This is a genomic window from Pseudocitrobacter sp. 2023LY-00077 (assembly GCF_055796175.1).
Genome location: NZ_JBSPEI010000002.1, coordinates 332,024 through 356,134 on the forward strand (window position 1 = coordinate 332,024; position 24,111 = coordinate 356,134).

A 24,111-nucleotide genomic window follows, 5' to 3' on the forward strand; every position below is an offset into this window, starting at 1 on the left:
TCTCCCGCAGGGAGAGGGTAAAAACCAGCGCAGTTCTTTAGACCCGCTCGATCGGTTCCCTCTCCCTGTGGGAGAGGGTTAGGGTGAGGGAGGGAAACAAAAAACCTCACTTCCCGCCCGCACGTTGTAGGTCGGGTAAGGCGCAGCCGCCACCCGACAACAAACTACTTCCCGCCCGCCAGCTCGAGAAAACTCCCTGTCACATACGACGCTTTATCGCTTAACAGCCAGACAATCGCCTGCGCGACCTCTTCCGGCTGACCACCTCGCTGCATCGGCAACACCGATTTCACCCGGTCAACCCGCCCCGGCTCGCCGCCATCGGCGTGCATTTCGGTGTAGATAAACCCTGGCCTCACGCCGTTTACCCGAATCCCCTGCGCCGCCACCTCCAGCGCTAACCCGGTGGTTAAGGTATCCACCGCCCCTTTCGACGCCGCATAGTCCACATACTCGCCCGGCGCCCCCAAACGCGCCGCCGCAGAAGAGACGTTCACGATAGCCCCACCCACGCCGCCATGCTGATGCGCCATCCGTTTAACCGCTTCGCGACAGCAGAGGAAAAATCCTGTCACGTTGGTCGCCAGCACGCGGTTGATGCGATCTGCCGTTAACGCTTCCACGCGGCTTTGTTGAAACAGGATGCCCGCGTTGTTCACCAGCGCCACCAGCGGCTGATTGTGCTTGTCTAAAGCCTCAAACATCGCCACTACCTGCGATTCATCGCTGATGTCAGCACGCAGGGCGAAAGCCTCGCCACCGGCTTCGTTTATCTCACGCACCACGTCGGCTGCCGCCTGCACGTTATGCCGATAGTTGACGGCAACGCTATACCCTTCCTGCGCCAGCTGCAGCGCAGTAGCCCTGCCAATTCCCCGACTCGCGCCGGTTACCAGTGCAATTCCCATGACTGTCTCCCATAAAAAAGGGCGCCGAAGCGCCCTTAAAAGCATAGCCGAATAAGTTACTGGTATTCGCTCATCGGCACGCAGGAGCAGAACAGATTGCGGTCACCATAGACGTCATCCAGACGTTTCACGGTCGGCCAGTATTTGTTCTCCACGCCTGCCGGGAAGACCGCCACTTCGCGGCTGTAACCGTGATTCCACTCAGAGACCAGCTCGTTCTGGGTGTGCGGAGCGTTCACCAGCGGGTTATCTTCCAGCGTCCACTCGCCTGCTTTGACACGGTCGATTTCCGCACGGATAGCCAGCATCGCATCGATAAAGCGGTCCAGCTCCACTTTGCTTTCCGATTCCGTCGGTTCAACCATCAGCGTACCCGCAACCGGGAAGGACATGGTCGGCGCATGGAAACCGTAGTCGATCAGACGCTTAGCGATATCCAGTTCGCTGATGCCGGTTTCTTCTTTCAGCGGACGAATATCAAGAATACATTCGTGCGCTACATGTCCTTCGCGACCGGTATACAGCACCGGAAAAGCATCTTTCAGACGGCTGGCAATGTAGTTGGCATTCAGAATCGCCACCTGGCTTGCCTGCTTCAGCCCTTCTGCGCCCATCATGCGGATGTACATCCAGCTAATCGGCAGAATAGAGGCGCTACCGAACGGAGCGGCAGAGACCGCGCCCTGACGGGTCAGCATGCCTTCAATCTGCACCACGCTGTGGCCCGGAACGAACGGCGCCAGATGCGCTTTCACGCCAATCGGCCCCATACCAGGGCCGCCGCCGCCGTGCGGAATGCAGAAGGTTTTGTGCAGGTTAAGGTGCGAGACATCTGCGCCGATAAAGCCCGGCGAGGTGATACCGACCTGCGCGTTCATGTTCGCGCCATCAAGGTAAACCTGGCCGCCGAACTGATGCACAATTTCACACACTTCGCGGATCGTCTCTTCATACACGCCGTGCGTGGACGGGTAGGTCACCATGATGCAGGAGAGGCTCTCGCCGTGCTGCTCGGCTTTCGCGCGCAGATCGGCCAGGTCGATGTTGCCCTGTTTATCACAGGCAACCACGACAACCTGCATTCCCGCCATCTGTGCGGAAGCCGGGTTAGTACCGTGCGCGGATGCCGGGATCAGACACACATCGCGATGCCCTTCATTGCGGCTTTCATGATAGTGGCGAATAGCCAGCAGGCCCGCGTATTCGCCCTGCGCGCCGGAGTTCGGCTGCATGCAAACCGCATCGTAACCGGTCAGTTTCACCAGCCAGTCCGAAAGCTGGCCGATCATCTGATGATACCCTTCCGCCTGCTCTGCCGGGCAGAACGGGTGCAGTTCGGCAAATTCAGGCCAGGTGATCGGGATCATCTCGGCGGCCGCGTTCAGTTTCATGGTGCAGGAACCCAGCGGGATCATCGCCTGATTCAGCGCCAGATCTTTACGCTCCAGCGAGTGCATATAGCGCATCATCTCGGTTTCGCTGTGGTAGCGGTTAAACACCGGATGGGTCAGGATCGCGTCATCGCGCAGCATCGCCGCCGGGATCGAACGGCTATCCAGCGCCACGTCTTTATCCAGCGTGTCGATATTCAGCCCGTGATTATCACCGAGGATCACGCTAAACAGTTTCAACACATCATCACGAGTGGTGGTTTCATCAAGCGTAATGCCCACCGCGTTGTGGATGTCGCTGCGCAGGTTGATTTCTGCCGCTTCGGCACGCGCCAGCACGCTGGCTTTGTCCGCCACCTCTACACACAGGGTGTCGAAGAAGTGTGTAAAGCGCAGTTTTTGCCCTTTCTGCTGCAGACCGGTCGCCAGGATATCGGTCAGGCGATGAATACGATTAGCGATACGTTTCAGGCCAACCGGGCCGTGGAAGACGGCATACAGGCTGGCAATGTTCGCCAGCAGAACCTGAGAAGTACAAATGTTGGAGTTCGCTTTCTCGCGGCGGATATGCTGCTCGCGGGTCTGCATCGCCATGCGCAGCGCGGTATTGCCCGCCGCATCTTTCGATACGCCGATAATACGGCCCGGCATAGAGCGTTTAAATTCGTCTTTCGCGGCAAAGAACGCCGCGTGTGGGCCACCGTAGCCCATCGGTACGCCGAAACGTTGGGCTGAGCCGAAAACAATGTCTGCGCCCTGTTTACCCGGTGCGGTTAACAGCACCAGCGCCATAAAATCAGCGGCAACGCTTACTACGACTTTGCGGGATTTCAGTTCAGCCATCAGCGACGTGTAATCGTGAACTTCGCCGGTGGTGCCCACTTGCTGCAACAGCACACCGAAGACATCCTGGTGATCCAGCGCTTTACTGGCATCATCAACAATCACATCAAAACCAAAGGTTTCTGCACGTGTGCGAACTACATCCAGTGTCTGCGGGTGAACGTCAGCGGCAACAAAGAAACGATTCGCATTTTTCAGTTTGCTGACGCGTTTTGCCATCGCCATCGCTTCGGCGGCGGCAGTCGCTTCATCCAACAGAGAGGCGGAGGCGATATCCAGGCCGGTCAGATCCAGCGTGACCTGCTGGAAGTTCAGCAGCGACTCAAGGCGGCCCTGCGAAACTTCCGGCTGATAAGGGGTGTACGCGGTGTACCAGCCCGGGTTTTCCAGCATGTTGCGCTGGATAACCGGCGGCAGCTGGACGCCGGTATAGCCCATGCCAATGTAAGACTTAAAGCGCTTGTTGCGTCCGGCAATCGCTTTCAGCTCCGCCAGTGCGGCGAATTCTGTCGTCGCGTCGCCCACCTGTGGCGGGGTGGCAAGCTGGATATCTTTCGGCACGATTTGGGAAATCAGTGCAGTTAATGAATCCGCGCCAACCGTTTTCAGCATCTCCTGCTGTTGCTGAGCGTCCGGCCCGATGTGACGTTCGATAAAAGCATCACGGTTTTCAAGCTGGCTTAAAGTCTGTGTCATGAGCGATGGTTCCTGAAACGTGCGGTGATTTTAGAATGCCCTCTCCCCTGGAGAGAGGGATAGGGTAAGGGACACATTGGCACCCTCACCCCGGCCCTCTCCCTGAGGGAGAGGGAGAAAAACGGTTACTCGTCTTCTAACAGTGCTGCGTAGGCCGTCGCATCCAGCAGCGCGGCAACTTCCGCTTCGTCGCTGGCTTTGATTTTGAAGATCCAGCCGCCCGCATACGGTTCGCTGTTGACCAGCTCCGGCGAGTCGCTCAGTTCATCATTAACCGCGACGATTTCACCGCTGATTGGCGCGTAGATGTCGGACGCCGCTTTTACGGATTCCGCCACTGCGCAGTCATCGCCCGCGGCAACGGTCGCGCCGACGTCAGGCAGGTCAACAAACACCATATCGCCCAGTAATTCCTGTGCGTGTTCGGTGATGCCCACGGTGTAAGAGCCATCGGCTTCTTTACGCAGCCATTCGTGTTCTTTGCTGTATTTCAGTTCTGCAGGTACGTTGCTCATCAAAAAATCTCCAGAAAAGGGGGGAATTACGCGACGGCTTTGCCGTTGCGCACAAAAACAGGTTTGGTGACTTTTACCGGCATTTCACGGTTACGAATCTGCACGATGGCCGTCTCGCCAATGCCTTCTGGCACGCGTGCCAGTGCAATACTGTGACCGAGCGTCGGGGAGAATGTCCCGCTGGTGATCACGCCTTCCAGCGCGTTGCCGTGAGCGTCGGTGAAACGCACCGGCAGTTCGCCGCGCAGCACGCCTTTTTCGGTCATCACCAGGCCAACCAGTTGCTCGGTGCCTTTTTCACGCTGCATCTCCAGCGCTTCACGACCGATAAAGTCGCGGTCGGCGGGTTCCCAGGCAATGGTCCAGCCCATGTTGGCCGCCAGCGGAGAGATACCTTCATCCATCTCCTGGCCGTATAAATTCATCCCGGCTTCCAGACGCAGCGTATCGCGCGCGCCCAGACCACACGGTTTTACACCCGCTTCAACCAGCGCGCGCCAAAAATCGGCGGCTTTCTCGCGCGGCATCGCAATTTCGTATCCTGCTTCACCGGTATAGCCGGTGGTGGCCACAAACAAATCGCCCGTCTGTACGCCAAAGAACGGCTTCATGCCCTCAACGGCTTTTCGCTGTTCATCGCTAAACAGGGTTTCGGCTTTTGCTTTGGCATTTGGCCCCTGTACCGCAATCAGCGACAGGTCATCACGAACGGTGATTTCAATGGCGAAAGGTTCAGCGTGTTGGGTGATCCAGGAGAGGTCTTTTTCGCGGGTGGCGGAGTTTACAACGAGGCGGAAATAATCTTCGGTGAGGTAGTAGACGATAAGGTCGTCAATCACGCCGCCCGAGGCATTTAGCATGCCGCTATAAAGCGCTTTGCCGGGTTTCGTCAGTTTGGCAACGTCGTTTGCCAGCAGATAGCGCAGAAACTCGCGGGTGCGGCTGCCGTGCAGGTCGACGATGGTCATGTGCGACACATCAAACATCCCGGCGTCGGTGCGCACCGCATGGTGCTCATCAATTTGCGAGCCGTAATGCAGCGGCATCATCCAGCCGTGGAAATCCACCATGCGTGCGCCGCACTGAACGTGTTGATCATACAAAGGCGTTTGTTGTGCCATCTTGTCCTCGTTGAGTAAGCAAAGCCAACCACTTTCCATTACAAAAACCCGGCGTCGACACCGCGAACAGGCCCCGACGCAAACGTTCTCTTTTGCCTGAACTTACCACCGAAATCGGCAGTAAACCATAAGCAAAGGCGGGTCATCAGATTAGCTTATGGTCAAAATCAGCCAAAAAGCTTACAGAGTTATTCGCTATAAAAATGCGAATAGCACCACATATAATTAACATTCATGCGCAAGCATTTAGCATAAAACCATATTTAGTGCGGAAAACGAGGCGTGTTTTTCGTTATCTCAAAAACGCTGAATTAGAAAAACTAATGCGAAAAAAGGCGTGAAATTAGAATATTTCAAACGAGAGGAAGGATCTCCCGGCAGAGCGCCGGGAGAAGAAGTGTGACGCAGTTAACGAAGCCACTCAGGGAGGTCATTCAGACCCATGGCCTGACGAATCAATTGCGGTTTAACCCCTGGCAAGGTATCCGCCAGTTTCAGGCCGATATCACGAAGGAGTTTTTTCGCCGGGTTCTCGCCCGCGAAGAGTTCGCGGAAACCCTGCATGCCGGCCAGCATCATCGCGGCACTGTGTTTACGGCTGCGCTCATAGCGGCGCAGATAGAAATGCTGGCCGATATCTTTACCCTGCGCGTGCAGACGACGAACTTCATCAATCAGTTCCGCCGCATCCATAAAGCCCAGGTTAACGCCCTGCCCGGCCAGCGGATGAATGGTATGCGCCGCATCGCCGACTAACGCCAGACGGTGCGCCGCGAACTGACGCGCGTAACGCCCGGTCAGCGGATAAACCTGACGCTCGCTTTCAAGCGTACACAAACCGAGGCGATTGTCGAAAGCGATATTGAGCGCTTTGGTAAATGTATGCTCATCGGCCTTCTGCATCCGTTCAGCTTCCTGCGGCGACAGCGACCAGACTATCGAGCAAAGATGTGGCTCGGAAAGCGGCAGGAAGGCCAGAATACCTTCGCCATGGAATGCCTGACGGGCGATGGCATCATGCGGTTCCTCGGTGCGAATGGTTGCCACCAGCGCGTGATGTTTATAATCCCAGAAGGTTAACGGGATATCCGCTTTATTACGCAGCCAGGAGTTTGCGCCATCGGCCCCCACAACCAGACGCGCCGTCAGCATCGTGCTATCTTTCAACGTCAGAAATGCGTCGTTCTCCCCCCAGGCAACCTGCTGAAGTTCAGCGGGAGCCATTAAGGTAATATCCTGACAACGCTGTGCTTTTTCCCACAGCGCGTTGTGGATCACCGCGTTCTCAACGATATGGCCGAGATGACCGTAACCCAGGCTTTTATCATCAAAGGCGATGCGCCCGAAGCTGTCTTTATCCCACACTTCCATGCCGTGATAGCGGCTGGCGCGGTGGGCAAGAATTGCGGACCATACATCCAGCTTGTTGAGTAATTTTTCGCTACCCGCATTGATAGCCGACACACGCAACGCCGGAGGCGCATCCGCCGCCAGCGGCTGGGGCAATGCCTGTTCCAGCACCGCGACGCGCAGCCCGCTCCCCTGTAAACCACAGGCAACTGCAAGGCCCACCATTCCACCGCCAACGATAGCGACATCTACACTCTGCACATTGACTCCTTAACGGGCTACCCAGCCCAGCGTACGCTGCGCCAGCACATCGCGTGCCGGGGTAAATAATTCCATCGCCATTAAACCGACATTGCGCCCAACAACCAGCGGGGCCCAACGATTGGCAAACAGATGCACTAAACCATCGGTCACGCCGATAGTGGCGGCTTTATCGTCCGCGCGCTGACGTTGATAACGACACAGCAGCCCATAGCTGCCGATATCCTGACCCGCGTCATGCGCCTGCGCCAGCAGTTCCGCCAGCGACATGACATCGCGCAGGCCAAGGTTAAAGCCCTGCCCGGCAATCGGATGCAGCGTCTGCGCCGCATTACCGACCAGCGCCAGACGGTGTGATACCGCCCGAGTGGCCGTGGTGAGAGACAACGGATACGCATTACGTGCGCCAGCCTGTGTAATGCGTCCTAAGCGCCAGCCAAACGCCTGCTGAAGTTCATTGCAGAAACGTTCGTCCGACCAGCCCATCACCTCATCACGATTTTCCAGCGCATGGCACCATACCAGCGAGCAGCGCCCTTGTGACATCGGCAGCATCGCCAGCGGGCCATTCGCGGTGAAGCGTTCAAATGCGCGCCCCTGATGCGGCACAGCGGTAGTGACATTGGCGATAACGGCAAGCTGTTGATACGGTTCTTGTTGCCAGCTAATGCCGCACTGTTCACCCAGCGCTGAGCGGGAACCGTCGGCTGCCACCAACATCTGCCCGTTGATCGTCTCGCCACTTTCAAGCGTGACGCTGACGGCATCCTGGGTGCGATTGACGCTGGCTACGCGCGCCGGGCAATGCAACGTCACGCCAGGCGCTTTACGCAGCAGCGCGAAAAGGCGTTGTCCGACGTCATGCAGTTCCACCACGTTGCCCAGTGCAGGCAGGCGATAATCTTCTGCTTCCAGCGTAACAAACCCGGCATGGCCGCGATCGCTCACATGAACGGTATGGATTGCCGTCGCACAGTTCGATATCGCCTGCCAGATACCAACTTTCGCCAGTTGCTGACAGGTGCCCGCCGCCAGTGCAATCGCCCTGGCATCAAAGCCCGGATGTTGCAGGGAATCCACTTCCGCCGCTTCAATCAGATGCACGGGTAAACGCCCGCCGGTCATCTGCGACACAGCCAGCGCAAGCGTCGCGCCGGTCATCCCGCCACCAACAATAATCAGGCTCATAAGCGACGCGCCGCCGCCATCAGCGCTTCAATATCATCCGCGCGTTTGACTACCGAGGCAGTCAGGTTTTCATTACCGTCTTCGGTTATCAGAATGTCATCTTCGATACGAATGCCGATGCCGCGATACTCCGCAGGAACGTCCGCATCCGGCGCGATGTACAGGCCCGGCTCGACGGTTAACACCATACCCGGTTCCAGCACGCGCGAACGATCCACACCGTAAACGCCGACGTCATGCACATCCAGCCCCAGCCAGTGGCTCAGGCCGTGCATGAAGTACGGGCGATGGGCGTTTTCCGCGATCAGTTCATCGACTTCACCGTGCAGAATACCCAGATCGCGCAGGCCGGTAATCATGATGCGCACCACTTCGCCGGTGACTTCCTGAATAGAGGTGCCTGGACGATAAAGTTTGAGCGAGGTTTCCAGCGATTCCAGCACGATGTCGTAAATAGCGCGCTGCGCCGGGGTAAATTTGCCGTTCACCGGGAAGGTACGGGTGATGTCCCCGGCGTAGCCTTTGTATTCGCAACCGGCGTCAATCAGCACCAGTTCGCCATCACGCAGTTCGGATTCGTTTTCGGTGTAGTGCAGAATGCAGCCATTTTCGCCGCCGCCAACGATAGTGTTGTAAGACGGATAGCGCGCGCCGTGGCGGGTAAACTCGTGCAGAATTTCCCCTTCGAGTTGGTACTCAAACATCCCCGGCTGGCATTTTTCCATCGCGCGCGTATGCGCCAGCGCGCTGATTTCGCCAGCGCGGCGCATCACGGCAATCTCTTCTTCCGATTTGAACAGACGCATTTCGTGCACCAGCGGACGCCAGTCAATCACTGTGGACGGGGCCACCAGATTCTGGCGCGAACCTTTGCGCAGTTTGTCCATCGCGGTGAAGACAATTTCATCGGCCCATGCGTATTCACCCTGCGCGTGATAAATCGTGTCCAGACCGTTAAGCAACTGGAACAGCTGTTGGTTGATTTCACTGAAGGCCAGCGCGCGGTCAACGCCCAGCTTTTCCGGGGCCGCATCCTGACCCAGGCGGCGACCAAACCAGATCTCCGCCGTCAGGTCGCGAACACGGTTAAACAGCACGCTGTGGTTGTGAGTGTCATCGCTTTTAATCAGCACCAGCAAGGCTTCCGGCTCGTTAAAGCCCGTGAAGTACCAGAAATCGCTGCTCTGGCGATAGGGATACTCGGAATCCGCGCTACGGGTCACTTCCGGCGCGGCAAAAATCAGCGCCGCGCTGCCTGGCTGCATTTGCGCCAGCAGTGTCTGACGGCGACGGAGAAACTCTTGCTGTGTCATGACATCTCCTTAATACGTAAAATGCGGACGGTTTGTCGGATGGCGGCTACGCCTTATCCGACCTACGTTCGACGACATCACTTTGTAGGCCCGATAAGCGCAGCGCCATCGGGCAAAGCCGGCAGAACGCACATTGACCCGCAACCCTGAATATTTAGTGTAACGTTGGCTTTTGCACTTCCGGCGCCGTCGGCTGCGGGCGCGTGAAGGTATCGTGGCACAGCAGCGCCGCAACGCGCACGTACTCGATGATCTCTTCCAGCGACATCTCCAGCTCTTCCTGGTCTTCGTCTTCGTCGTAGCCCAGCTGCGCGATATTGCGCAGATCGTCAATCGCTTCCCCGGTTTCGCCTTTCACTTTATCCAGCTTCGGCTGAGACACGCCCAGCCCGAGCAGGTAGTGATTCACCCAGCCAGAGAGCGCATCGGCGCGTTCAAACACGCTGACATCGTCGCCTTCAGGCAGATAAAGCTGAAAAAGAAAACCGTCGTCTTCCAGCGAATCGCTGGTCACCGCATGCATGGTACGCAGCGCTTCAGCCAGCTCGTGGCCGAAGGCAAGCCCTTCGTTGGTGAGGTCGTGAAGCAGCGGCTGCCATGAGCTGTCGCTGTTTCCGCCACAGAGCATCCCGCTGATGAGGCCATGCATTTCCGCAGGCGTCAGGCCTACCCCTTGTTGGTTCAGTAACTGGTTCACGTCGGTGTAACCAGGCATTTCGTTCTGTATAGACATGCGCATTCATCATCGTTGGGAGGAATATTCATGGTATGCTACCACTTTGGACCCTGGTGATACCAGAAAAGGGCTTGTATGTTCATACCAGGGTAGCTATAGTGTCGCCCCTTCGCATCCTGGGTGTGAAGGCCGCGCAGTCAATCAGCAGGAAGGTGGCATGTCTGCAGAACCCGTCGATATTCACATTTTTGGCCGTTCGCTTCGCGTGAATTGCCCGCCTGAACAAAGGGATGCTTTGAATCAGGCTGCGGACGATCTGAATCAGCGGTTGCAAGATCTGAAAGAACGCACTAGAGTCACAAATACTGAGCAGCTGGTCTTCATCGCCGCGTTGAACATCAGCTATGAATTAACTCAGGAAAAGTCCAAGACGCGCGACTACGCTTCCAGTATGGAGCAGCGCATTCGGATGCTTCAGCAGACCATTGAACAGGCATTGCTTGACCAGGGTCGCGCCTCCGAAAAGTCAGGGCAAAACTTTGAATAACACTTTGCAGTTTACTGTGGTAGAGTGACTGTGAAGACAAAATTTCTCTGAGATGTTCGCAAGCGGGCCAGTCCCCTGAGCCGATATTTCATACCACAAGAATGTGGCGCTCCATGGTTGGTGAGCATGCTCGGCCCGTCCGAGAAGCCTTAAAACTGTGACGACACATTCACCTTGAACCAAGGGTTCAAGGGTTACAGCCTGCGGCGGCATCTCGGAGATTCCCCTTCTTTTACTACCAACCCCTATGACACAACTTCCTGAACTCGCCCTTTCCCGACAAGACATCCGCAGGATGATTCGGCAACGGCGTCGCGAGCTAACAGAACAGCAGCAAATCGATTTTGGCGAACAGGCCGCAACCCGCATGATGGCGTATCCGCCCATGGTGATGGCGCGCACGGTCGCACTCTTTCTTTCCTTTGATGGCGAGCTCGACACTCAACCGCTAATAGAACAACTCTGGCGAGCGGGGAAACGCGTTTATCTGCCAGTGCTTCATCCCTTCAGCCCTGGAAACCTGCTGTTTCTGCACTATCACCCACACAGCGAACTGGTGGTAAACCGTCTAAAAATCCACGAGCCGAAGCTGGACGTGCGCAATGTGCTACCGCTGGATAAACTGGATGTGCTAATCACGCCACTGGTCGCCTTTGATGAACAGGGGCAACGGCTGGGGATGGGCGGCGGGTTTTACGATCGCACGCTGCAAAACTGGCAACAACACGGCATCAGCCCGGTAGGCTACGCACACGATTGTCAGTTGGTGGAACGCTTGCCGGTTGAAGAATGGGATATCCCTCTGCCAGCGGTGGTGACGCCGTCGAAAACCTGGGTGTGGTAGGGCGAAGTTTCCCACTCCGCCCCGATTGACTTTGCTGATTCTTTGACCTAATTTAGTGAGTAAGGGTAAGGGAGGATTGCTCCTCCCTCTGGAACACTGTTTAGAAAGCTGGCGTGCTTATCATCAACAGAATAACCAGGATGATGACTAACTTCATCATAACCCTTCTCCTTTGAGCCCCTGCTTCGGTAGGGGCTTTCCCGTTTTAGCATCATGCTGCCCCTATCCTAATCTTTCGTACGCGCGCAAAATCGCCGTCGCGCGGCTTTAGTTGCCTTTTACGACTCGCTTCGCAAAGGGTGATTACATACGTTTCAGAATGGAAAACAGCAGAGGATGAGCGGGAAAGAACGGGCAGGCCAGCGGCCCGCCCGTTAGAGAAGGGTAATCAGAACAGCATGCGTGCGCGAACCGTGCCCGGAATCGCTTTCATGCTTTGCAGCGCTTTCTGCGCCACGTCTTCTTCTGCTTCAATATCGATGACCACATAGCCCATCTGCGGCGTGGTTTGCAGGTACTGTGCGGCAATGTTGACGCCCTGCTCAGCGAAGATCTGGTTGATGGCGGTTAACACACCAGGACGGTTTTCATGGATGTGCAGCAGGCGGCGGCCACCGTGAATCGGCAGCGAGACTTCCGGGAAATTCACCGCAGAAAGGGTTGAGCCGTTATCAGAATACTTAGCCAGTTTACCCGCCACTTCAAGGCCGATATTTTCCTGCGCTTCCTGCGTTGAACCACCAATATGCGGCGTCAGGATCACGTTATCAAACTCGCACAGCGGCGAGTTAAACGGATCGCTGTTAGTTGCCGGTTCAGTCGGGAAGACGTCGATCGCCGCACCCGCCAGGTGTTTGCTCGCCAGCGCATCGCACAGCGCCGGAATATCCACAACGGTGCCGCGAGAGGCGTTAATCAACAGCGAGCCCGGCTTCATCAATGCCAGTTCTTCCACGCCCATCATGTTTTTGGTGGAGGCGTTTTCCGGCACGTGCAGGCTGACCACATCGCTCATATTCAGCAGGTCGGAGAGATGTTGAACCTGCGTCGCGTTGCCCAGCGGCAGTTTGTTTTCGATGTCGTAGAAGAAGACGTGCATCCCCAGCGATTCCGCCAGAATGCCCAGCTGTGTGCCGATATGACCGTAGCCGATAATGCCCAGTTTTTTGCCGCGCGCTTCAAAAGAGCCCACGGCCAGTTTATTCCACACGCCGCGGTGTGCTTTGGCGTTTGCTTCCGGCACGCCGCGCAGTAGCAGCAGCAGTTCGCCAATCACCAACTCGGCCACGGAACGGGTGTTCGAGAACGGTGCGTTAAAGACCGGTACGCCGCGTTTTGCCGCCGCTTTCAGGTCAACCTGGTTGGTGCCGATGCAGAAGCAGCCTACCGCCACCAGTTTTTCCGCCGCCTCAAAAATTTCTTCGGTCAGATGCGTACGGGAGCGCAGGCCAATGAAATGGGCATCACGGATAGACTCTTTCAGTTGCTCGCTGTCCAGCGCGCCTTTGTGAAACTCGATGTTGGTGTAACCTGCTGCACGAAGGCTGTCCACAGCCTTCTGATGTACGCCTTCTACCAGCAGAAATTTAATCTTCTCTTTTTCCAGTGATACCTTAGCCATTTCCCCGCCCTGTCTTTGTTTTACTGATGTTGTGATGAACGAAAGTTCACCTAAGCAACATATCAAAAAAAACTATCGCGGCAATCTAAACGTTTGCGTGTGCGTCACGCGGAAATTTCACGCAGGGCAAAATGTCAGCATAAAATGCTACACATAAGAAATTAGATGGGATGTTAATGAAGTGGTTTTATGAAATGTGACACAAGTCACCAAAATCAGGCGGGTAAAAAATTTTGGGGGAATTGCGCTTCCCCCAGTCAGATCATTTCGTGATGGTTTTCACACCATCAGCCGTACCAATGAGTGCCACATCAGCACCACGATTGGCGAATAATCCTACGGTCACTACGCCGGGAATAGCGTTGATGGCGTTTTCCAGCGCGATGGCATCAAGAATTTCCAGGCCATGTACGTCCAGAATCACGTTGCCGTTGTCGGTTACGACGCCCTGACGGTATTCCGGGCGACCACCCAGCTTCACCAGTTGGCGTGCCACGCAGCTGCGCGCCATCGGGATAACTTCAACCGGCAGCGGGAAATTACCAAGAATATCAACCTGCTTAGAGGCATCTGCGATGCAGATAAATTTGTCCGCAACGGAGGCAATAATCTTTTCACGCGTCAACGCCGCACCGCCACCTTTGATCATCTGCATGTGGCCGTTGATTTCATCTGCACCGTCAACGTAGATACCCAAACGGTCAACTTCATTAAGGTCAAAAACGGTGATCCCCAGGCTTTTCAGTTTCTCGGTAGAAGCATCAGAGCTGGATACTGCGCCTTCAATCTGCCCTTTCATGGTACCCAGCGCATCGATAAAGTGCGCGGCGGTAGAGCCCGTGCCCACACCAACGATGGTGCCTGGTTGTACATATTGAAGCGCTGCCCAGCCTACTGCTTTTTTCAGTTCATCCTGCGTCATGATTATTGCCCGTGCTGTAATGATATTTGCCGCATTATAGAACATATGCGCGGGTTGTCGCATTGCGCCAGGCACCAATTTCGTCTGTATCTGCCTGCAATTTATGTCATAGTGCGAGATAACGATTTTAGAGGAGCCCCTCAACGCAATGAAACGTCCTGACTACAGAACATTACAGGCGCTGGATGCGGTTATCCGGGAACGCGGCTTTGAGCGCGCAGCGCAAAAGCTTTGCATAACCCAGTCAGCCGTGTCGCAGAGAATTAAACAACTGGAAAATATGTTCGGGCAACCGTTGCTGGTGCGAACCGTTCCACCGCGCCCGACAGAGCAAGGGCAAAAGCTGCTGGCGCTGCTGCGTCAGGTTGAGCTGCTGGAAGACGAGTGGCTGGGCGATGAGCAAACGGGTTCAACGCCTCTGCTGCTGTCGCTGGCGGTCAACGCCGACAGTCTGGCAACCTGGCTGCTGCCAGCGCTTGCCGATGTGCTGGTTAACTCGCCTATTCGCCTGAACTTGCAGGTAGAGGATGAAACGCGCACACAAGAACGCTTGCGTCGCGGTGAAGTGGTTGGCGCGGTGAGTATCCAACCGCAGGCGCTACCAAGCTGTCTGGTCGATCAGTTAGGCGCGCTGGACTATCTGTTTGTGGGTTCAAAAGCGTTTGCCGAGCGCTACTTCCCGAATGGCGTGACGCGTTCAGCGCTGCTGAAAGCGCCTGCCGTGGCATTTGACCATCTCGACGATATGCATCAGGCCTTCCTGCAGCAAAACTTTGATTTGCCGCCGGGCAGCGTGCCGTGTCATATCGTGAATTCATCAGAAGCCTTCGTTCAACTGGCGCGTCAGGGAACGACCTGCTGCATGATCCCGCATTTGCAGATTGAGAAAGAATTGGCTTCGGGTGAGCTGATTGACCTGACACCAGGTCTGTTCCAGCGTCGGATGCTGTACTGGCACCGCTTCGCGCCGGAAAGCCGCATGATGCGCAATGTGACGGATGCGCTGCTGGCCTACGGGCGTCGGGTATTGAGACAGGATTGAGGGTAAAACGTCGGATGGCGCAACGCCATCCGACATATCAACGATTACTGCGCTTTCGCGGGCGCCGCTGACTGAGACTGCGCCTGAGTCGGTTGCAGCTCAAACACCACGTCTACCTGGTCGCCAAACTGAATGGTCGGCTGTTCGTAAGTCTCTTCCGCTGATACCGGCGCGGCATCCGCTTTCATCATGCGAACCATCGGGCTCGGCTGATAGTTTGACACGTGATAACGCACGCTATACACCGGTCCCAGCTTGCTGTTAAAGCCTGCAGCCAGTTCTTTGGCCTGATGAATCGCATCATCAATTGCCGCTTTACGCGCTTTATCTTTATAGGCATCCGGCTGAGCCACGCCCAGCGATACAGAACGGATTTCGTTCAGGCCAGCTTTCAACGCGCCGTCCAGCAGAGAATTAAGCTTATCCAGCTGACGCAGGGTTACCTCGACGGTGCGCACCGCGCGATAGCCTTTCAGAATGCTTTTGCCGTTCTGATAGTCATAATCAGGCTGAGTACGCAGGTTGGCCGAGCTGATATCTTTCTTCGCTACGCCATTCTGCTCAAGGAAGGAGAGGTACTGCGCCACACGCTGATCCGCCTGCTTCTTCGCCGTCGCCGCATCTTTCGCAGCAATATTCACTTCAATTGCCAGGGTGGCAATGTCCGGGGTCGCATCTACGCTGGCCGTACCGGAGGTGACAATATGCGGGCCGTTAGGTAATTCATTCGCCTGTACCGACATCGCGCTCAAACCCATTAATGCTGTCAGCGCCATCACTTTAAACTTCACTGTCGTCTCTCCATGTTACGTTATCACCCGAAAATACAGGTACTCGCATCCAAGCTTAGCGCTTCAGATGCGAAAGTCCATCGGACAACGCCTAGTTGAACAAGGCGTGAACATGCCCGATGCCCTCTTTCGCCAGCTGGAAAGCGATAAACCACATCACGACGCCCACCAGGATGTTAATGATGCGCTGCGCTTTAGCGGTGCGCAGGCGCGGCGCCAGCCAGGCGGCCAGCAGCGCCAGGCCAAAGAACCACAGGAACGAGGCGCTGACGGTGCCGAGTGCAAACCAGCGCTTAGGTTCCACATCAAGCTGTCCGCCAAGGCTCCCCAGCACAACAAACGTATCGAGATAAACATGCGGATTCAGCCAGGTCACCGCCAGCATGGTGGCGACAATTTTCCAGCGCCCCTGCTTGAGCACTTCGGCACTGGCAAGTTCCAGATTGCTACTCATGGCAGTTTTCAGTGCGCCATAACCATACCAGAGCAAAAAGGCGACGCCGCCCCAGGTCACGAACGCCAGCAGCCACGGCGACTGCATCAGCAACGCGCTGCCGCCAAAAATACCGGCGCAAATCAGCAGCAGATCGCTAACGGCGCAGAGCAGCGCAATCATGATGTGGTACTGACGACGAATGCCCTGGTTCATCACAAAAGCGTTCTGTGGGCCGAGGGGAAGAATCATGGCAGCGCCAAGCGCAAGGCCTTGAAAATAGTAAGATATCACGAGTATTTATCCTGAGCTGTGTCTGTTTACGGCAGACTATAGCGCGGGATAATCATTAGCGGAAATTGATAATTTTAATCGCTTATAAGGCAGGCTAATGATGGCGGAGCAACGCTCCGCCATCGGCAGGGAACGTTATTCTGCGTCTTCTTTCACGCGTTTGAAATTAACGTCCATTTGCGGATACGGGAAACTAATACCGGCGGCATCAAATTCACGTTTAACGCGTTCCAGCACGTCCCAGTACACGTTTTGCAGGTCGCCGCTGGTGCTCCAGACGCGTACCACAAAGTTAATCGACGAGGCACCCAGTTCGTTCAGACGCACTGTCATTTCGCGATCTTTCAGAATACGCTCGTCGGACTGGATAATATTGGTGAGAATGGATTTCACCTGGTCAATATCGGAATCATATGCCACGCCAATGATAAATTCATTGCGGCGCACCGGCTCACGCGAGAAGTTAATGATATTCCCGGCAATAATTTTTCCGTTCGGGATCACCACGATTTTTCCATCAACGGTACGCATGGTGGTGGAGAAAATCTGCACATTCAGCACGGTCCCGGCTACACCGCCCAGGTCAACATACTCGCCCGCACGGAACGGACGGAACATCACCAGCAGCACGCCCGCCGCCAGGTTGGAAAGTGAGCCTTGCAACGCCAGACCAACGGCTAAACCCGCGGCACCCAGCACCGCAATCACCGACGCGGTCTGAACGCCTACGCGTCCCAGCGCGGCAATTAGCGTAAACGCAATAATCGCATAGCGAACCAGTGCAGAAAGGAAATCGGCCACGGTGGCGTCAATGTGACGCGCGCGCATCAGACGGTTTACGGTGTTAGAGACCAGGCGCGCGATGATCATCCCGACGATGATAATCGCGATGGCCGCGACGATATTCACGGCATAACTGAGCAACAGCGCCTGGTTGCGCACCAGCCAGGTGCCCGCCCCATTAATGCTGTCGACTACGTTTAAATCTTCCATTCAAACTCCCCGAAAATAAAAAAGTGTGAGTTGGCTCTCACGAAAAATGACTATTTAAAGGTAAACAAAAAGCGTCAAATATGCCATTTTTCAATATGATTCAGGGAATATAGGGTGGTTAACTCAGACTCCAGCAGGGCGATCGACCATCCGCAGGAAGCCGCTCACTAACGCATTTCTCTGCTTAAAGACTTCTGCAATTTCGCTCACTACCTTGCCGCTGCCGGCATTCTTCCAGGCAATGGAAAGCGGTGAAGGTTGGCGTGGATGAGCGACCTCGCGGGCCACCAGCGCCCCCGATTCCACATAGGGGCGACACATTCGTTCCGGTAGAAAACCGACGCCAAGGCCGCTTAAATGGCAAGCCAGTTTGGTGCTGAGATCGGGCACCTTAATCTCTTTTTGGCCGCTTAGTAGCCACGCCACGCGGCGCGTCAGGGTTCGTGAGGTATCTTCGATATTAATAGCGGGATAACGTCGTAGCACATCATCCGAAAGCAGCTCAGCAGGATGACTGGCAAGCGGATGAGTAGCCGCCACCACAAACTGCCAACTGATATCACCCAGCGGCAGCAATGAAATGTTATTGGAAAGCGATTCCGAACCGGTGACGCCGATCGCCAGTTGAAAATCATCGTACAGCAGTGAGTCCCACACGCCCATGTAGACCTGGCGGGAAATCTGAAAGCGGGTAAAAGGGAACTGTTGATGCAGCCAGGTCAGCAGGTCTGCCGTAGTTTGCGGTTGGTAGAGCAGGTTATTGATAACAATATTCACCTGCCGTTCAACGCCCGCGTTGATTTGCTGTAGCTCATCCGGCATGGCATCCAGCCAGTTAAGCCACTGGCGGCAGTGTTCGAGTAAATGTTGCCCGGCGCGAGTGAGGCTGACGGAGCGGGTGGTGCGTAAAAAGAGTTGCGTGCCGACCTGCTCTTCCAGCGTCTTAATGCGATAGCTGATCGCTGCCGGCGTTTTATGCAGCGAGCTGGCTGCACGAGAAAAACTCTCCGTTTCAGCAACCCGAATAAACGTGCGTATTGTTTCCTGATCGAGCATGCACTCTCCTTGATTCCCTCAGACGCAACCCCTGTTGCGCCATCGCCATTCCTAACAATGTGTCCGCGCCGGACGTGTGACCAACATTCAGCAAACGCTGTACCGCATAATGCGCGCTGCGCGTGGATTGCCATCGCCGTAACAACCTTAACACTGGCGTTGAGAATGTGCCGTGACGTGCGCTGTTAAGATAACGACAGCTTACCGAAGTTGTGAGATGCGCGAGTTGATCCGCCGGGGGTAAAAATGGACGCGGTGATGAGGTGTGACCTGTCGCATACAGCATAGCAAGCGCCCCAATTAGCATATCGTCACCACTTGGCGTCAGGCCGGGGCCACAGCCAATCAACCATGACCAGTCCGGCGTTTCACCCTTTAGCCAGTGTTCCAGCTCCTGCGTAAAACGATCAAAAATCGGCATTGCGGCCAGTGGCTGATTCAGCGCGCCGCACAAACCACTCAGATGAGGCGAGACATGCACGTTATCCTGCCTGAATTCGGCAACCTCCGGGGTGAGTGAAAGCACGCGCCGCGGGCGAATCAAAATATCCGATCCCCAAAGCAGATTGCCCTGCTTGAGAAGTCGCGCAAGGTGAGAACAGGCGGCAAAGTGACGGGTCGTGAGCAATACGCCCGCCGGGCCCATACCTTTGCCGAAGCGGAAAAGCGTTAACAGGGTACCATCCGGGCGACAGTAGTTTATTGCCTGTGAGAAGCGGCTATGCAACGTCCATTCACCATCGGGTAAATGAGATAACCCGGCGCACGCCTGAGCATTAATGATTTTCATCAGCAGCACTCCGGGGCGGCAGTGCCGCCCCTTCACTTGTTACGCAGTGATGTGGTGCAGCTCCGCCAGCGCTTCCAGCGCTTTCTCGAAGCAAAGCAGCGGCGCACGTACGGTGCCCGCACCAACCTGACCAATTCCCGCCTCGCGGTGCGCAATGCCGGTGTTAATCAACGGCGTGATGCCCGTTTCTACAACGCGGCGGATATCCAGCCCCAGGCACGCGCCTTTAAAATCCCAGGAGGGGATCTGGAACAGCGGGTTGTGATCGAGATAGATCTCCGCCATCTCTTCCGATGTCTCCAGTGCCGCCCCCATTCCGCCGGCGCCAACGAAGCGGGTTACGCCCGGTGCAGCAATCATCGCCGCACCACCAATACCCAGCGTTTCAGTGATCGCGCTATCACCAATATCCGGGTTAGCATCCGCCTGGCTGTAACCGGTAAAGAAAAGCCCCTGCGGCGTATTCACCGGCGCGGTAAACCAGCGATCGCCGGTGCCGCTCACGCGAATACCAAAGTCGCGGCCGTTACGCGTCATCGCGGTTACCACCGAGCCCGCTTTAATCACCGCCGCCGCATCCATCACCGCCTTGCTGTACGCCATCGCCAGATTCAGGAAGAACTGATCGGTAACGCTAAGGAACTGTAATACCTCAATGACTTCGGTTTTAGGACGATCCAGGCCCGCGATCGCCGGAGATAGCGTGCGTAGCAGCAGTGAAGAAGCGGCGATATTACGCTGATGGAATTCATCGCCCATGGTGATGGCCTGCGCCATCAGCGCGGTAAGATCGACGCCGTTTTCCAGTTTGCCAATTGCATCCTGAAGTACCGGCGCCAGGGTATCGCGCATCCAGCGCAAACGTTGCTGGACGTCGTCACCGTAGGCTCCAAAGCGCATCACCTTGCCGATGCCTTCGTTCAGATTGCAGCAAGCGTGATTTCCATGGACCACATCTTTCACCACCAGAACCGGCATATTTGCTGAAGTAATGCCGCCCATAGGGCCCACTGCGCCAACATGATGACAAGGGATGAACTCTACCTCGCCCTGACCAAGCAAGCGCACAGCCTCTTCTTCCGTTGCAGCCCAGCCTTCAAACAGCGACGCGCCAATACAGGCGCCACGCATCGGCCCGGTCATCTCTTCCCATGCAATTGGCGGCCCGGCGTGAAGCAGTTTGCGGCCTGATGCCAGCGTGACGACCACCTCTTTAGCGGGTCGAACGGCGACCCAGTGCGGTCGGGCAGCTTTGATGCGTTCAATGATGGCTTCGTTAGCCTGTGCAATTGATGAATACATATCCGTACCTCTAACTTAATGTAACTGCTTGAGAAGACTGGCAAGACGCGCGTTGCCGCCGGCAACTGGCGCCCACTGATAGTGCACAACAGGTGTGCCGCTGCTTTGCAGATCCAGCGCGAAACTGCGTAAACCGGCGTTGATGACCTGCACGCCGTCCAGCAGCGGGTAGTGTTTTTCTGCCGGCTGGCTTTCCTGGTGATGCGTCAGGCTAATGGCGAGCAGAATCGCCTCTTCCAGGGTCTCGACGACCGCAATGCCCGCTTCACGAAGTTTTTCGCTTTGCGCGGTGCGGCCCTGCGGATCGCCTTCTGTTCCCGTCAGTGTGGCGATAGTGACCAGCGGCGCAGTACGGCGCGCGCGCACCTGTTCCAGCGTCTGAACCACCGCTCCAGCAGGGTCTTCACAGGCTCCGTAACCAAGCACCACATCCAGTAGCAGCACACCAACATCCGGAAGTGCGGCCAGTTTTTCGATTTCAATACTGCGGGTGGTCGGATCAATCATCGGATGTGGCCTTCCGAGGGTGTAGCTGTCATCCCCCAGGTCAACAATCCGGTGACCGCCTGCGTCCAGCATCACGCCTTGCGCATGGCTCTCACTCATTGGCACATTTAGCCCCGCAGAGAGAAGCATCGCCGCTTCCGCCGCCAGGGTTCCCCCGGCATACAGCCCATAAATACCTTTGCCCGCCACTTCCGGTTGAATCTGCCGCTGCCGCGCGACGCGCATCAGCAACACCGCCAGACGCGCGGCTTCAGACAACGAGTTAGCCAGCCAGACATTTCCTTCACGGCGCTGCTCCGGCTTACTGCCAAGAAAGAGCGCTACAACGGGTTTTCCGACATTCTGCATCGCGGCGATAATCCGCGTGCGAACCTGTGGTGACGGAGGTTTCGAGACAAAGGCAATCACCTGGGTCGCCTCATCAGAGGCCAGCATCTCAAGCGCGGTTAACGCGCTGATACCGCCGATATCGGCACTTAAGTCTCGCCCACCTAACCCAATCGCATGACTGATACCTTGTTGATGCAAGGCCACCTGCGAGGTGATCTCCTGAATCCCCGTACCCGATGCGCCAATCACGCCGATGCCCCCTTCCGGCAGCACGTTCGCGAACGCCAGCGGGCTCCCGGCAATCATCGCTGTTCCGCAGTCTGGCCCCATCACGATAAGCCCACGTTCACGCGCCAGGTTTTTCAGCTCCACCTCTTGCGCCAACGGAACGTTATCGGAAAACAACATCACGTTTTTACCTGCCAGCAGCCCTTCTTTCGCCACCGAGGCGGCGTACTCTCCGGCCACCGAGACCAGCAACAGGTTAGCCTGCGGTAACTTCTGACACGCACTTTCCCAACGGCGGGCTTTCAGCAGTTGTTGCGAGCTACCTGATGCACTGGCAATGGCGCTGAGTTCTTTCTCCAGTTGCTCACGGATTAAATCCATAATCGCCGGTTGTTCCGTTTCAGTACGCACCGCCACGCAGATGTCGTTAGGTGTAGCTTCCGCGAAGTCGTCATGCCAGAAACCGGTCGATTCCAGCATCGATTTATTCGCGGGCGTGCCCATCATTACCGATACCTGATCCACTTCCGGACGTTCACTCAGCTTGCGGGAAATAATCATCAGGCTGACGGAGTCCTGAAAACTTCCCTTTTTAATAAAGGCATAAATCATTACCGCTACCTCTTATGTACGTTTTTCTTTTAAAAACAGCATGGCGACCAGACCGATAGCTAATAAAACGGCTGAAACATAAAAACTGGAAGCCAGACTTCCGGTCATATCTCGTGCCGCACCGGCAATAATCGGCGCAAGAATTGATGAGCTCATACCGATGAAATTAAATAAACCAAAAGCGGTGCTGTAATTATTTTCATCCACGCTGTCGGCCACCAGCGCAACCAATACCGGGTCAAGCGCCAGTTTGCCCACCAGCCCATAAACGCACAGGGCAACAATGACGCCAGTCATATTAGGCATCCAGACGATGGACAGCATGCTGAGAATGGCAACGGGCACCAGGAACATGATTAAGGGTTTGCGCTTGCCTAATTTATCTGACAGGCTGGAGAATAACAGCGCACCTGGAATAGAGATCCACGCCACCAGCGATGAAATAAAACCTGTTTCACTACCGGCAATACCACGCTCACTTTGTAAATAGTAAGGCAGCCAGGTCAGGATAACGAAGAAACCAAACAGGCTACAGAACACCATGATATAGGTAAGAATTAAATTACGGTTCTTCAGCAGGTCGCTAAATTTCCCTTTTTTAATCGGCTTACCGTCAACTTCAGTGGTGCGTTTCTTCTCTTTAACAAAGAACCAGATTGCCAGGCCGACGAGAATAGACGGCACCGCCATCGCGTAGAACGGCATCCTCCAGGAATGGCCCTGATCGTAAACCAGCCAACTTGAGGTCATCAGGCCCAGCGCAATACCAAACGCCATACCACTGTTGATGATTGCACTCCCCAGCGAGCGGAATTTTTTCGGGATCTGCTCTGAAGACAAGCCGTACTGCGGGCCATAATAGGTTCCCTCGCCCGCGCCTGTGACCACGCGGGCAAACAGTAATGTGTACCAGCTTTTTGCCCAGCCCGTTACCGCAGTAAAGACGCCAAACAAAATAAACCCGGGCACCAACACTTTTTTCTTACCGATTTTATCGCCGAGGATCCCCGCGGGTACCTGCAATAAGGCGTAAGAAAAATAGAATACTGAATTAAGAATACCTAACTGTGTTCCCGTTAAGCCAAACTCTTTTTCCAGCTCCCCCATTACCGGATTAAGAACGGTACGGTCGGCATACATAAAAATCCAGCCCAGCCAGAACAGGAATACGGTGACCCACCAGGCCGGTATTCCTTTTCTTTTTGTGACATCAGTCACTTCACATGAATCAGACATAAGTGAACTCCCGGTAATCATTACCGCTGAATGCCTCTGTCAGGAGGCTTGATGTTTAAACTGACCTAACCATATCGGGGTTAAGTGAGTTTTCATTTGAGCAAAGTCACACTAAAACCATTGTTATAAATTCCTGGTAACTCACCGCATAATTATTAAAAAAAGTCTAATAATCATTTTTAAATTTAGTTATATAAAAACAATTAAAATGGCGGAGATTGACAAGTTATTTTTCGCGATAATTAAATCATTATCACCATCACAGTGAATGGAAATAGAAAAACTATATTGAGCACGACAT

The 24,111-nt window shown here is 55.3% G+C and carries 22 protein-coding genes and 1 other RNA gene; 4 read left to right on the forward strand and 19 right to left on the reverse strand.

Translation table 11 applies throughout. The annotated features are described in order from the left end of the window. Window positions 1-164: 164 nt before the first annotated feature. The 8 genes from ACWWFX_RS03980 to ACWWFX_RS04015 form a co-directional block, all read right to left on the reverse strand. Window positions 165-908 carry an SDR family oxidoreductase gene (locus tag ACWWFX_RS03980; RefSeq protein ID WP_473223266.1) on the reverse strand — a complete coding sequence of 248 codons (744 nt, stop codon included), beginning with the start codon at window positions 906-908 and terminating at the stop codon, window positions 165-167. A 56-nt stretch (window positions 909-964) separates the two neighbouring features. Then, complete coding sequence (gene gcvP, locus ACWWFX_RS03985) at window positions 965-3,838, reverse strand: aminomethyl-transferring glycine dehydrogenase (protein ID WP_276224217.1); 2,874 nt, start codon at window positions 3,836-3,838, stop codon at window positions 965-967. Between the two features lie 125 nt (window positions 3,839-3,963). Further along, on the reverse strand, window positions 3,964-4,353 hold the full coding sequence (gcvH, locus tag ACWWFX_RS03990) for a glycine cleavage system protein GcvH (RefSeq protein ID WP_108475859.1): 390 nt from the start codon (window positions 4,351-4,353) through the stop codon (window positions 3,964-3,966). Between the two features lie 26 nt (window positions 4,354-4,379). Beyond that, on the reverse strand, window positions 4,380-5,474 hold the full coding sequence (gene gcvT, locus ACWWFX_RS03995) for a glycine cleavage system aminomethyltransferase GcvT (protein ID WP_276224213.1): 1,095 nt from the start codon (window positions 5,472-5,474) through the stop codon (window positions 4,380-4,382). Window positions 5,475-5,882: 408 nt separating this feature from the next. Beyond that, window positions 5,883-7,085: an FAD-dependent 2-octaprenylphenol hydroxylase gene (ubiI, locus tag ACWWFX_RS04000; protein ID WP_473223267.1), complete on the reverse strand. Its 1,203-nt coding sequence runs from the start codon at window positions 7,083-7,085 to the stop codon at window positions 5,883-5,885. A 9-nt stretch (window positions 7,086-7,094) separates the two neighbouring features. Beyond that, window positions 7,095-8,273 carry a 2-octaprenyl-6-methoxyphenyl hydroxylase gene (ubiH, locus tag ACWWFX_RS04005; protein WP_473223268.1) on the reverse strand — a complete coding sequence of 393 codons (1,179 nt, stop codon included), beginning with the start codon at window positions 8,271-8,273 and terminating at the stop codon, window positions 7,095-7,097. Next, window positions 8,270-9,586 (reverse strand): Xaa-Pro aminopeptidase, encoded by a 1,317-nt coding sequence (gene pepP, locus ACWWFX_RS04010; RefSeq protein WP_473223269.1) that lies wholly within the window; start codon window positions 9,584-9,586, stop codon window positions 8,270-8,272. Before pepP ends, ubiH begins: the two co-directional genes overlap by 4 nt. Window positions 9,587-9,740: 154 nt before the next feature. After that, window positions 9,741-10,319 carry a YecA/YgfB family protein gene (locus ACWWFX_RS04015; RefSeq protein ID WP_149463289.1) on the reverse strand — a complete coding sequence of 193 codons (579 nt, stop codon included), beginning with the start codon at window positions 10,317-10,319 and terminating at the stop codon, window positions 9,741-9,743. 160 nt (window positions 10,320-10,479) lie between these two features. On the opposite strand from ACWWFX_RS04015, the gene zapA reads away from it, so the two are divergent. From zapA to ACWWFX_RS04030, 3 genes are all read left to right on the forward strand, one after another. Next, the gene (gene zapA, locus ACWWFX_RS04020; protein ID WP_276224205.1) at window positions 10,480-10,809 is read left to right on the forward strand and encodes a cell division protein ZapA; all 330 of its coding nucleotides are present in this window, start codon (window positions 10,480-10,482) and stop codon (window positions 10,807-10,809) included. Window positions 10,810-10,850: 41 nt separating this feature from the next. After that, window positions 10,851-11,034, forward strand: a non-coding RNA gene (ssrS, locus tag ACWWFX_RS04025) — 6S RNA. Between the two features lie 22 nt (window positions 11,035-11,056). Next, window positions 11,057-11,653 carry a 5-formyltetrahydrofolate cyclo-ligase gene (locus ACWWFX_RS04030; RefSeq protein ID WP_473223270.1) on the forward strand — a complete coding sequence of 199 codons (597 nt, stop codon included), beginning with the start codon at window positions 11,057-11,059 and terminating at the stop codon, window positions 11,651-11,653. A gap of 100 nt (window positions 11,654-11,753) precedes the next feature. Here ACWWFX_RS04030 and ACWWFX_RS04035 read toward each other — a convergent pair whose 3' ends face one another. The 3 genes from ACWWFX_RS04035 to rpiA all read right to left on the reverse strand — a co-directional run bounded on the left by ACWWFX_RS04035 (window position 11,754) and on the right by rpiA (window position 14,196). Beyond that, complete coding sequence (locus ACWWFX_RS04035; RefSeq protein ID WP_149463453.1) at window positions 11,754-11,813, reverse strand: type I toxin-antitoxin system Ibs family toxin; 60 nt, start codon at window positions 11,811-11,813, stop codon at window positions 11,754-11,756. Window positions 11,814-12,041: 228 nt separating this feature from the next. After that, window positions 12,042-13,274: a phosphoglycerate dehydrogenase gene (serA, locus tag ACWWFX_RS04040; RefSeq protein ID WP_276224201.1), complete on the reverse strand. Its 1,233-nt coding sequence runs from the start codon at window positions 13,272-13,274 to the stop codon at window positions 12,042-12,044. A gap of 262 nt (window positions 13,275-13,536) precedes the next feature. Continuing rightward, window positions 13,537-14,196, reverse strand: a complete 660-nt coding sequence (rpiA, locus tag ACWWFX_RS04045) for a ribose-5-phosphate isomerase RpiA (RefSeq protein WP_108475851.1) — start codon at window positions 14,194-14,196, stop codon at window positions 13,537-13,539. Between the two features lie 148 nt (window positions 14,197-14,344). Here rpiA and argP point away from each other — a divergent pair, with 148 nt between their 5' ends. After that, complete coding sequence (gene argP / locus ACWWFX_RS04050) at window positions 14,345-15,238, forward strand: DNA-binding transcriptional regulator ArgP (protein ID WP_015963109.1); 894 nt, start codon at window positions 14,345-14,347, stop codon at window positions 15,236-15,238. A 44-nt stretch (window positions 15,239-15,282) separates the two neighbouring features. Here the strand turns inward: argP and ACWWFX_RS04055 are convergent, their stop codons facing one another. From ACWWFX_RS04055 to ACWWFX_RS04090, 8 genes are all read right to left on the reverse strand, one after another. Further along, window positions 15,283-16,029, reverse strand: a complete 747-nt coding sequence (locus tag ACWWFX_RS04055) for an oxidative stress defense protein (RefSeq protein WP_456146402.1) — start codon at window positions 16,027-16,029, stop codon at window positions 15,283-15,285. Between the two features lie 91 nt (window positions 16,030-16,120). Continuing rightward, complete coding sequence (argO, locus tag ACWWFX_RS04060; RefSeq protein ID WP_473223271.1) at window positions 16,121-16,756, reverse strand: arginine exporter ArgO; 636 nt, start codon at window positions 16,754-16,756, stop codon at window positions 16,121-16,123. A 135-nt stretch (window positions 16,757-16,891) separates the two neighbouring features. Beyond that, a complete protein-coding gene (locus tag ACWWFX_RS04065) occupies window positions 16,892-17,749 on the reverse strand; it encodes a small-conductance mechanosensitive channel MscS (RefSeq protein WP_456146404.1) in 858 nt (285 codons plus the stop codon). A 123-nt stretch (window positions 17,750-17,872) separates the two neighbouring features. Continuing rightward, window positions 17,873-18,805, reverse strand: coding sequence for an HTH-type transcriptional activator AllS (gene allS / locus ACWWFX_RS04070; RefSeq protein ID WP_276224193.1), 933 nt, complete (start codon window positions 18,803-18,805; stop codon window positions 17,873-17,875). Then, window positions 18,762-19,595, reverse strand: coding sequence for an oxamate carbamoyltransferase subunit AllH family protein (locus ACWWFX_RS04075; protein WP_473223272.1), 834 nt, complete (start codon window positions 19,593-19,595; stop codon window positions 18,762-18,764). Before ACWWFX_RS04075 ends, allS begins: the two co-directional genes overlap by 44 nt. A gap of 39 nt (window positions 19,596-19,634) precedes the next feature. Beyond that, on the reverse strand, window positions 19,635-20,897 hold the full coding sequence (locus tag ACWWFX_RS04080) for a YlbE family protein (protein ID WP_456146406.1): 1,263 nt from the start codon (window positions 20,895-20,897) through the stop codon (window positions 19,635-19,637). Between the two features lie 15 nt (window positions 20,898-20,912). After that, on the reverse strand, window positions 20,913-22,574 hold the full coding sequence (locus tag ACWWFX_RS04085) for an acyl-CoA synthetase FdrA (RefSeq protein ID WP_473223273.1): 1,662 nt from the start codon (window positions 22,572-22,574) through the stop codon (window positions 20,913-20,915). Window positions 22,575-22,586: 12 nt separating this feature from the next. Further along, window positions 22,587-23,810 carry an MFS transporter gene (locus ACWWFX_RS04090; RefSeq protein ID WP_456146408.1) on the reverse strand — a complete coding sequence of 408 codons (1,224 nt, stop codon included), beginning with the start codon at window positions 23,808-23,810 and terminating at the stop codon, window positions 22,587-22,589. Between the last annotated feature and the right edge of the window lie 301 nt (window positions 23,811-24,111).

Bases quoted from the DNA above. Each gene is read 5' to 3' on its own strand.
- ACWWFX_RS03980 (WP_473223266.1), bottom strand. From the start codon at position 908: ATGGGAATTGCACTGGTAACCGGCGCGAGTCGGGGAATTGGCAGGGCT.
- gcvP (WP_276224217.1), bottom strand. From the start codon at position 3,838: ATGACACAGACTTTAAGCCAGCTTGAAAACCGTGATGCTTTTATCGAA.
- gcvH (WP_108475859.1), bottom strand. From the start codon at position 4,353: ATGAGCAACGTACCTGCAGAACTGAAATACAGCAAAGAACACGAATGG.
- gcvT (WP_276224213.1), bottom strand. From the start codon at position 5,474: ATGGCACAACAAACGCCTTTGTATGATCAACACGTTCAGTGCGGCGCA.
- ubiH (WP_473223268.1), bottom strand. From the start codon at position 8,273: ATGAGCCTGATTATTGTTGGTGGCGGGATGACCGGCGCGACGCTTGCG.
- pepP (WP_473223269.1), bottom strand. From the start codon at position 9,586: ATGACACAGCAAGAGTTTCTCCGTCGCCGTCAGACACTGCTGGCGCAA.
- ACWWFX_RS04015 (WP_149463289.1), bottom strand. From the start codon at position 10,319: ATGTCTATACAGAACGAAATGCCTGGTTACACCGACGTGAACCAGTTA.
- zapA (WP_276224205.1), top strand. From the start codon at position 10,480: ATGTCTGCAGAACCCGTCGATATTCACATTTTTGGCCGTTCGCTTCGC.
- ACWWFX_RS04030 (WP_473223270.1), top strand. From the start codon at position 11,057: ATGACACAACTTCCTGAACTCGCCCTTTCCCGACAAGACATCCGCAGG.
- serA (WP_276224201.1), bottom strand. From the start codon at position 13,274: ATGGCTAAGGTATCACTGGAAAAAGAGAAGATTAAATTTCTGCTGGTA.
- rpiA (WP_108475851.1), bottom strand. From the start codon at position 14,196: ATGACGCAGGATGAACTGAAAAAAGCAGTAGGCTGGGCAGCGCTTCAA.
- argP (WP_015963109.1), top strand. From the start codon at position 14,345: ATGAAACGTCCTGACTACAGAACATTACAGGCGCTGGATGCGGTTATC.
- ACWWFX_RS04065 (WP_456146404.1), bottom strand. From the start codon at position 17,749: ATGGAAGATTTAAACGTAGTCGACAGCATTAATGGGGCGGGCACCTGG.
- allS (WP_276224193.1), bottom strand. From the start codon at position 18,805: ATGCTCGATCAGGAAACAATACGCACGTTTATTCGGGTTGCTGAAACG.
- ACWWFX_RS04075 (WP_473223272.1), bottom strand. From the start codon at position 19,595: ATGAAAATCATTAATGCTCAGGCGTGCGCCGGGTTATCTCATTTACCC.
- ACWWFX_RS04080 (WP_456146406.1), bottom strand. From the start codon at position 20,897: ATGTATTCATCAATTGCACAGGCTAACGAAGCCATCATTGAACGCATC.
- ACWWFX_RS04085 (WP_473223273.1), bottom strand. From the start codon at position 22,574: ATGATTTATGCCTTTATTAAAAAGGGAAGTTTTCAGGACTCCGTCAGC.
- ACWWFX_RS04090 (WP_456146408.1), bottom strand. From the start codon at position 23,810: ATGTCTGATTCATGTGAAGTGACTGATGTCACAAAAAGAAAAGGAATA.